Annotated in this window: 10 protein-coding genes and 1 pseudogene; 4 read left to right on the top strand and 7 right to left on the bottom strand. The window is 43.4% G+C overall.

From position 1 onward, the window contains the following. The 6 genes and pseudogenes from B4F08_RS11590 to B4F08_RS11615 all read right to left on the bottom strand — a co-directional run. Nucleotides 1-95 (bottom strand): annotated as a pseudogene (locus B4F08_RS11590) (F0F1 ATP synthase subunit delta); the annotation flags it as partial. A gap of 12 nt (nucleotides 96-107) precedes the next feature. Then, complete coding sequence (locus tag B4F08_RS11595) at nucleotides 108-578, bottom strand: F0F1 ATP synthase subunit B (RefSeq protein ID WP_004684420.1); 471 nt, start codon at nucleotides 576-578, stop codon at nucleotides 108-110. A 38-nt stretch (nucleotides 579-616) separates the two neighbouring features. Further along, nucleotides 617-862 (bottom strand): F0F1 ATP synthase subunit C, encoded by a 246-nt coding sequence (gene atpE, locus B4F08_RS11600; protein ID WP_000424060.1) that lies wholly within the window; start codon nucleotides 860-862, stop codon nucleotides 617-619. Nucleotides 863-946: 84 nt separating this feature from the next. Continuing rightward, complete coding sequence (gene atpB / locus B4F08_RS11605; RefSeq protein ID WP_086210812.1) at nucleotides 947-1,822, bottom strand: F0F1 ATP synthase subunit A; 876 nt, start codon at nucleotides 1,820-1,822, stop codon at nucleotides 947-949. Nucleotides 1,823-1,929: 107 nt separating this feature from the next. Further along, nucleotides 1,930-2,328, bottom strand: a complete 399-nt coding sequence (locus tag B4F08_RS11610; RefSeq protein ID WP_086210813.1) for an ATP synthase subunit I — start codon at nucleotides 2,326-2,328, stop codon at nucleotides 1,930-1,932. 171 nt (nucleotides 2,329-2,499) lie between these two features. Continuing rightward, nucleotides 2,500-3,339, bottom strand: coding sequence for a metal ABC transporter solute-binding protein, Zn/Mn family (locus B4F08_RS11615; protein WP_291374433.1), 840 nt, complete (start codon nucleotides 3,337-3,339; stop codon nucleotides 2,500-2,502). A gap of 141 nt (nucleotides 3,340-3,480) precedes the next feature. On the opposite strand from B4F08_RS11615, the gene B4F08_RS11620 reads away from it, so the two are divergent. From B4F08_RS11620 to B4F08_RS11635, 4 genes are read left to right on the top strand one after another with little or no spacing between them, the layout of a single operon-like run. Further along, nucleotides 3,481-3,975: a transcriptional repressor gene (locus B4F08_RS11620; RefSeq protein ID WP_086210815.1), complete on the top strand. Its 495-nt coding sequence runs from the start codon at nucleotides 3,481-3,483 to the stop codon at nucleotides 3,973-3,975. Beyond that, complete coding sequence (gene znuC, locus B4F08_RS11625; RefSeq protein WP_291374434.1) at nucleotides 3,960-4,742, top strand: zinc ABC transporter ATP-binding protein ZnuC; 783 nt, start codon at nucleotides 3,960-3,962, stop codon at nucleotides 4,740-4,742. The genes B4F08_RS11620 and znuC overlap by 16 nt, the downstream gene beginning before the upstream one ends. Before the next feature lie 3 nt (nucleotides 4,743-4,745). Further along, nucleotides 4,746-5,546: a zinc ABC transporter permease subunit ZnuB gene (znuB, locus tag B4F08_RS11630; RefSeq protein ID WP_291374435.1), complete on the top strand. Its 801-nt coding sequence runs from the start codon at nucleotides 4,746-4,748 to the stop codon at nucleotides 5,544-5,546. Nucleotides 5,547-5,550: 4 nt separating this feature from the next. Then, nucleotides 5,551-6,048, top strand: a complete 498-nt coding sequence (locus tag B4F08_RS11635; RefSeq protein WP_291374436.1) for a DUF523 domain-containing protein — start codon at nucleotides 5,551-5,553, stop codon at nucleotides 6,046-6,048. Here B4F08_RS11635 and B4F08_RS11640 read toward each other — a convergent pair. After that, entirely contained in the window at nucleotides 6,029-6,649 is a 621-nt protein-coding gene (locus tag B4F08_RS11640; protein WP_119065013.1) for a LysE family transporter, read from the bottom strand. The genes B4F08_RS11635 and B4F08_RS11640 overlap by 20 nt on opposite strands. Between the last annotated feature and the right edge of the window lie 123 nt (nucleotides 6,650-6,772).

A 6,772-nucleotide genomic window follows, 5' to 3' on the forward strand; every position in this document is an offset into this window, starting at 1 on the left:
AATGCAGATGACCAAGAGTCAGTTGCATTTTGCTCAGAAGCGTAAGCAAATGCTGCTTTAGCGTACGGGCGTGCCAACGTCAAGAGTTCAGCCATAATCCGCCTCTCTTAAAGTTTAGCAGCCAGCTGAGTCAGCATGGCATTGTGAGCTTCAGCATCAACTTTTTGGCTAAGAATTTTCTCAGCACCTGTTACTGCAAGATCAGCAACTTGTTGACGTAATTCTTCACGAGCAGAATTGATTTCTGTATCAACAGCTTCTTTTGCTTGTTGACGAATACGCTCACCTTCAGCTGACGCTTGAGTACGAGCTTCTTCTACCAATTGTGCACCGCGACGGTTCGCTTGTTCGATCAATTGAGCCGCTTGCGCTTTCGCTGCATCTAATTCAGCTTTCACTTGAGCTTGCGCATCCGCAAGATCAGCTTTTGCTTTTTCAGCAGCGTTTAAGCCATCAGCGATTTTACGCTGACGCTCACTAATCGCATTGATTAGTGGTGGCCATACAAATTTCATGCAGAATGCGACAAACATCGCAAATGCAATCGCTTGGCCAATCAATGTGAGGTTGATATTCATTGCTATTCCTCAATAGTTTAATTTAGGAATTAAGCTGATTAACCTACAAATGGATTAGCAAAGATGAAGAACAAGCCAATACCAACACCGATCATAGGCACAGCATCAAGAAGACCCGCGATTAAGAACATACGAGTTTGAAGTTGTGGAGCCAATTCTGGTTGACGTGCAACAGCTTCAAGGAAGCGACCGCCTAAAAGACCAAAACCAATCGCAGTACCTAAAGCACCAAAAGCGATCAAGATAGCAGATGCAATTGCAACTAGACCTAAAGTGAGTTCCATGATAATTCCTCAGAGGTTAGGTTTATACCAAATTAAAATAAAAAATTATGCGCCCAACCATCCAGTGATAGTTGGGCATTACCATTAATGCTTTTCGCTTGCCATGCTCAAGTATACGATAGTCAGCATCATGAAAATAAATGCTTGTAGCGTAATAACAAGAATGTGGAAGATCGCCCAAGGCACAGACAACGCCCATTGGATCCAGAACGGTAATAATGCGATCAAGATGAAGATTAACTCACCTGCATACATGTTACCGAAAAGTCGTAGAGCCAATGAAACTGGACGTGCAAGGAAGGTTACCAATTCAAGAATTAAGTTCACTGGAATTAATAACGCTTTTGCAACTGGGTTACTTGGATTAAATGGGTTAAGTGCCAATTCGCCAACGAAACCACCAATCCCCTTTTCACGAATACTGTAGAACAAGATCAGAACAAATACAGATAAAGACATACCTAAGGTAATGTTTGGATCTGTAGAAGGTACAACCTTAAAGTAAACGTGATGAGGATCCATACCAAATACACTTGCACCAATTTGTTGAGCTATGAATGGAATCCAGTCAACAGGGATTAAGTCCATTGCGTTCATGAGGAAAATCCACACGAAAATAGTCAATGCAAGTGGAGCAATTAAGCGTGATTTGCCATGGAAAGTGTCGCGAACACTTGAGTCTACAAACTCAATGATCATTTCAATTGCAGACTGGAACTTGGTTGGAACACCAGAGTTTGCAGCTTTCGCTACACACCAGAATAACAAACAGAAAATCACACCAAGCGTGATAGACCAACCCATTGAATCCAAGTGAATAGCAGTGAACCCCATCTGTTGAGCTTCATCAGCAGTTTCAGCCAACTTCCATGAACCATCTGGCATTTTGCCATAGGTCATATTCGTCAAGTGATGCTTGATATACTCGGTCGAAGTAAGGGCATGTTCTTCAGCAGCCATAAATCACACCTGGTCAATGTCAAATACAAATAGAGAGAACGAACATCGCGTGCTGCTTGACATCTCGTTCTTCTCCTAAAAAACTTTTCAATTTTTTGTAGTGCTTATTAAACTCGTTTTTGTTGACGCGACACCCAAAATGGAGCAACCCACGTCATAGTTTGAACGAGCATAAAACCACAAAACAACGCCACCGCTGACAACGGTTTGACATTGCTTAAAATTAAAATGAAACCAACAATCACAATTGCAAACTTACCCATCATGCCTTTATACATGTTCGCAAGAACCTGTTTAGAAGCGCGAGCTCCTGCTGCTCGAAACGACTGCCATGAAAAATAACAAGTCGCAAGCCAACACACGAGTGCACCTAATGCTGCACTCAGGGCTGCAGTTGAATCTTTCAAGACCCAACCGATCAAGGCTGAAACAGGAATCATACATGCTTGTAAGAGGACTAAAGCTTTCGCTAATCGTCGGTCAATCAAGCGACTAGTTCGGCTCATTTTTTACTCACTCACAACAATCATGCTTGACAAGTTTAGCTGATGATTATTTTTAATCGCAGGCATTATAGGGTTACACCCCTGAACATGCAATCTTTTCCCGACCTAAGTCGAGTTTTTTTCTATGTTTAAATTGCTTTTAAACTAATCAATTATTGTTTAATTTTTGCGTCACTTTCGGGTATTTAGCACACATTTATGCACATGATCAGCTAATTGCTTCCACGCACTGACAAAATCCCCTGCCCCAGTCATACTTTCATCGACCGCTTGGAAAACCAATGGGTTCAACTTTTGATATTGTGCTTGACTGGCATGCATTTCAGCCAAAAGGCACATCTTAGAATAAGGACGGTTGTCATTTAAGTATTTGATTTGCGCAACAGTAGGTGCAACATGTGGATCATCGGTTAGCGCACCTGCAAAACGCAAGTTTAAAGGACGCTCGAGGTATTGATAAGCATCATGAAAAGACCAATATGGGCGAGCTTGGGTACTTTGACTATATATATTGGAGGTTTGCAACATGCTCTGCGCAAAGACTTTAGCATTATTCCAATAACGGTCTTTATATTCAGGCATTTGCTGCGAGCGAAGACTTGCAATAAAGAAAGCTATGCGAACTGCATTATTGGGATCTAGCCAGACATGAGTATCAACAGTATCTTTGAGTGCTATGCCACGGGTATTTCGCTGAGGTAATGCATGAATAATGCCCGAGTGTAAGATAGAAATGGCTTTTTCATTCTGTGACAACAGCTTATCTAAAGGTGCCTCATGTTCTTTACCCAACCAAATCACCAGATCTGCATCTTGAATAATTTTGCGATGCATTGGGGTCAGACTGACATCATGTCCAGATTGATTTGCCAATAATAAGGTTGGTTTTTCAATGCCTTTCGTCACTTCCTGTGCGATCAAGTAAATGGGCTGCGTAGAGACAACCAAGTCTTGCGTCCAAGCAACACTACTAAACAGCGCAAACGCACAAAAAGCCAAAAAACGGGACATGGGGAGCAATCACTAGAAAGATAATTAGTGTTATAATATAACAAATCAACAAAAATACCTATGCCCAATCGAAACTCTCTTCGCTTCATGCTAAGATTTAATGTCGTTTTTCTTTTATAGATTTTGCACTTGAGGTTTGCTATGAGCGCTTGTTCTCACGAACACCACCATGCTTTACATGATGTGCATGGTCATCACAACGTTGAGACGCGTTTGGCGGAAGCGGAAGTCTTGTGCACAACAACAGGGGCACGCTTAACCCCGCTAAGAAAAGAAGTGTTGGCACTGATCCTCAATGCAACAGGCCCAATGGGGGCGTATGACTTGCTGGCTAAAATTAAAAGTAATGCTGACCGTCCTGCTGCCCCACCAACAGTGTATCGCACTTTAGACTTTCTATTAGAAAAAGGCCTGATTCACCGTTTAACCTCAATTAATGCCTATATTCCATGCTGTCATCCACGCGAGGGACATCAAGCGGCCTTTCTTATTTGTACCGATTGCAAGTCAGTGACGGAAGCCTCTGCTCAAGGGTTATTACAACAACTCGACGCCCTTTCAGCAGCAGATGGTTTCACCGCGCAGCATAGTATTATTGAAATTTCAGGAATTTGTCAGCAGTGCCGCAACAAATAAACTCGGATCCCGTTCTGGTCGAACTCTCCCAGATTAGTGTTCGCATTGATGAACGCGACATTCTAAAACATGTCGATTTTTCTTTGCATGAGCAAGAAATTGTGACCTTGATCGGCCCCAATGGGGCGGGGAAATCCACGCTCATTAAAGTACTATTGGGCATTGTGCGCACTAATGCTGGTGAAATTAAAACGACAAAGTCCCTGAAATTTTCCTATGTGCCACAAAAATTTAATCCTTCACATAGCCTACCACTTAGGGTGAAAGACCTCTTAGCTTTGGAAAAATGTGATCCCACAATCAAACAAGAAATTATCCACGATACGGGGATCAGCAAACTTGAAAATTCCAAAGTACAACAACTTTCAGGTGGGGAACGACAACGGGTTTTGCTGGCGCGCGCGCTGTTACGCCAACCCGATATTTTAGTTCTCGATGAACCCATGCAAGGCTTAGATATCCAGTCTGAAGCTGAATTATATGATTATGTACGCAGTCTGCCCGTCAAATACGGTTGTGCTGTACTTATGGTTTCCCATGACTTGCAGTGGGTGATGCAAGGGACACATCGTGTGGTGTGTCTCAATAAACACATCTGCTGTAGCGGTTTACCTGAAAATGTGCAACAGCACCCCGAATACCAAGCAATATTTGGCACCAACCGCGTGTTCTATCAGCATCATCATGATCACTGTGCACATGGTGATAGTGCAACGCCTTGTCAGCATGACACTCGCCCCCACATTCACCCTGAACCGGAAGCTTAAATCATGATGGAATGGTTACAAATACTATTGCCTGCATGGATTATGGGAACCTTATTGGTCTTCCTCACAGCTCCACTGGGCTGTTTGATGCTATGGCGTCGTATGTCGTTCTTTGCCGACACCATGGCACATGGCACACTATTGGGTGTCGCAATTGCAGGAGCAATGACGTTACCCCTGTGGATGGGTGTAGCTTTTATTGCGGTGCTGTTGGTGGCGATTCTTTGGGTGTTGCATGATCCACGTTTACCGAATGACGCCTTACTCGCACTCTGTTCTGCGACCTTGCTCTGCTCAGGCCTAATGTTTATTCAACACATTCCAAGTTTAAGACCTGAGTTGCTCAGCTATTTGTTTGGTGATTTGCTCACGATTACATGGGCAGACCTCCCTGTTTTTGCAAGCGTTATTGTTGTTGCTTTGGCAGTGCTTTATAAGAGTTGGCAGGCTCAAATTCAAATCGCTATTGATCCTGATATGGCTGTCAGTGAAGGTGTTAGTGCGAAATGGCAACGTTTGATTTTTATGTTGCTACTGGCTCTATTTACCATTTTAGCGCTTCGTGCAGTGGGTTCTTTACTGATGGGTGCATTGCTTGTCATTCCAGCACTCACCGCTCGACTGCTTGCCCACTCTCCAAAACAAATGGTGATTTGGGCCTTTGTGATTGCGCAAATTGGAGTAACGATTGGTTTATGGTCCAGTGCAGGGCTAAACACTTCCACAGGGCTTAGCATCGTGTTAACCATGTCGATTCTGTTTGCGCTGATTTTTATCGCGCAGAAGTTTAAAAAACTGACATAACTAAATGAGCCCTAAACGTTATTTTATCAGCGCATGTCTACTCGGACAAAAAGTCCGTTATGACGGCAAAGACTGCCTAGTCTCTCAATTAGCTCAAGCCTTACTCGATAAAAATTATGTCAGCTTATGTCCTGAAGTCAGTGCAGGACTTCCCACCCCACGTCCCGCAGCAGAAATTCGCCACGGGTCAGGTGCTGATGTTTTATTTGGCCGCGCACAGGTTTTTTCCGAAGATGGCCATCAGCTTAGCGATGTCTTTATTCAAGGCGCCTACAAAGCTTTAGCATTGGCACAAGCCAATCATGTTAGCCATGCTGTGCTCAAAGCCAATAGCCCATCCTGTGGCAGTGATGGCATTTATGATGGTTCATTTACAGGGCAAAAAATTGCGGGTGAAGGAGTCACTGCCGCCCTATTTCGTCAGCACGGTATACATGTGGTTACTGAACAACAGTTTTTAGCAGAACTGACGCAGACTAAATTTACTGATGAACTAAACTAAGCAATCCCGCCGCACAACTGAACAACACGGCAAAAGTACGATTGAGATATTTTTGCTGCCGCGGGGATTTTAAGAGTTTTAAAACTTTTGCTGCCAGCCCTGTATATCCTGCCATCACAATCAAATCAATCGTGACCATCGTGACAGCCATCACCGCATATTGAGACCACTGTGGTTTAGACAAATCCAAAAATTGCGGTAGAACAGCCAATAAAAATACGATGGCTTTCGGATTGCTCATATTGACCAGAAAGCCATACATCACCAATTTGGAACGTGATTTAGTCGGTTGTTCTTGTTGAATGTCAATCGACTGGATGGGTGCCGTCCATTGTAAATAAGCCAAATACATTAAATAAGCCACACCAAACCATTTCACAGCCCAAAATGCCCAAGGCGTTGTGGCAAAAAGCACCCCAACCCCAGCCGCAACAATACCGATTTGCACCAATAAGGCAAGTTGTAGGCCCAGTGCATTCCAGTAACCATGCCGAAAACCGTAGTTGACACCACTCGACATTGACGCAATGGCCCCTGCCCCAGGGGAGATACTAATGATCCAACATGCAAGTACGAAACCAAGCCAAATTTGAAATGACATAAAAGATATTGAGAGAAAATGACTGTTCAATTATATGATCTTTCAGGGGCCCATAATTCATCAATGAATTTTTCACTTAAAGGCTATGAAGCTGAAACAGCATAAGGCACAATAAGTGTAGCC

This window comes from Acinetobacter sp. UBA6720 (genome assembly GCF_002454215.1).
Taxonomy (GTDB): Bacteria; Pseudomonadota; Gammaproteobacteria; order Pseudomonadales; family Moraxellaceae; genus Acinetobacter.

Bases quoted from the DNA above. Each gene is read 5' to 3' on its own strand.
- B4F08_RS11595 (WP_004684420.1), bottom strand. From the start codon at position 578: ATGAATATCAACCTCACATTGATTGGCCAAGCGATTGCATTTGCGATG.
- atpE (WP_000424060.1), bottom strand. From the start codon at position 862: ATGGAACTCACTTTAGGTCTAGTTGCAATTGCATCTGCTATCTTGATC.
- atpB (WP_086210812.1), bottom strand. From the start codon at position 1,822: ATGGCTGCTGAAGAACATGCCCTTACTTCGACCGAGTATATCAAGCAT.
- B4F08_RS11610 (WP_086210813.1), bottom strand. From the start codon at position 2,328: ATGAGCCGAACTAGTCGCTTGATTGACCGACGATTAGCGAAAGCTTTA.
- B4F08_RS11615 (WP_291374433.1), bottom strand. From the start codon at position 3,339: ATGTCCCGTTTTTTGGCTTTTTGTGCGTTTGCGCTGTTTAGTAGTGTT.
- B4F08_RS11620 (WP_086210815.1), top strand. From the start codon at position 3,481: ATGAGCGCTTGTTCTCACGAACACCACCATGCTTTACATGATGTGCAT.
- znuB (WP_291374435.1), top strand. From the start codon at position 4,746: ATGATGGAATGGTTACAAATACTATTGCCTGCATGGATTATGGGAACC.
- B4F08_RS11635 (WP_291374436.1), top strand. From the start codon at position 5,551: ATGAGCCCTAAACGTTATTTTATCAGCGCATGTCTACTCGGACAAAAA.
- B4F08_RS11640 (WP_119065013.1), bottom strand. From the start codon at position 6,649: ATGTCATTTCAAATTTGGCTTGGTTTCGTACTTGCATGTTGGATCATT.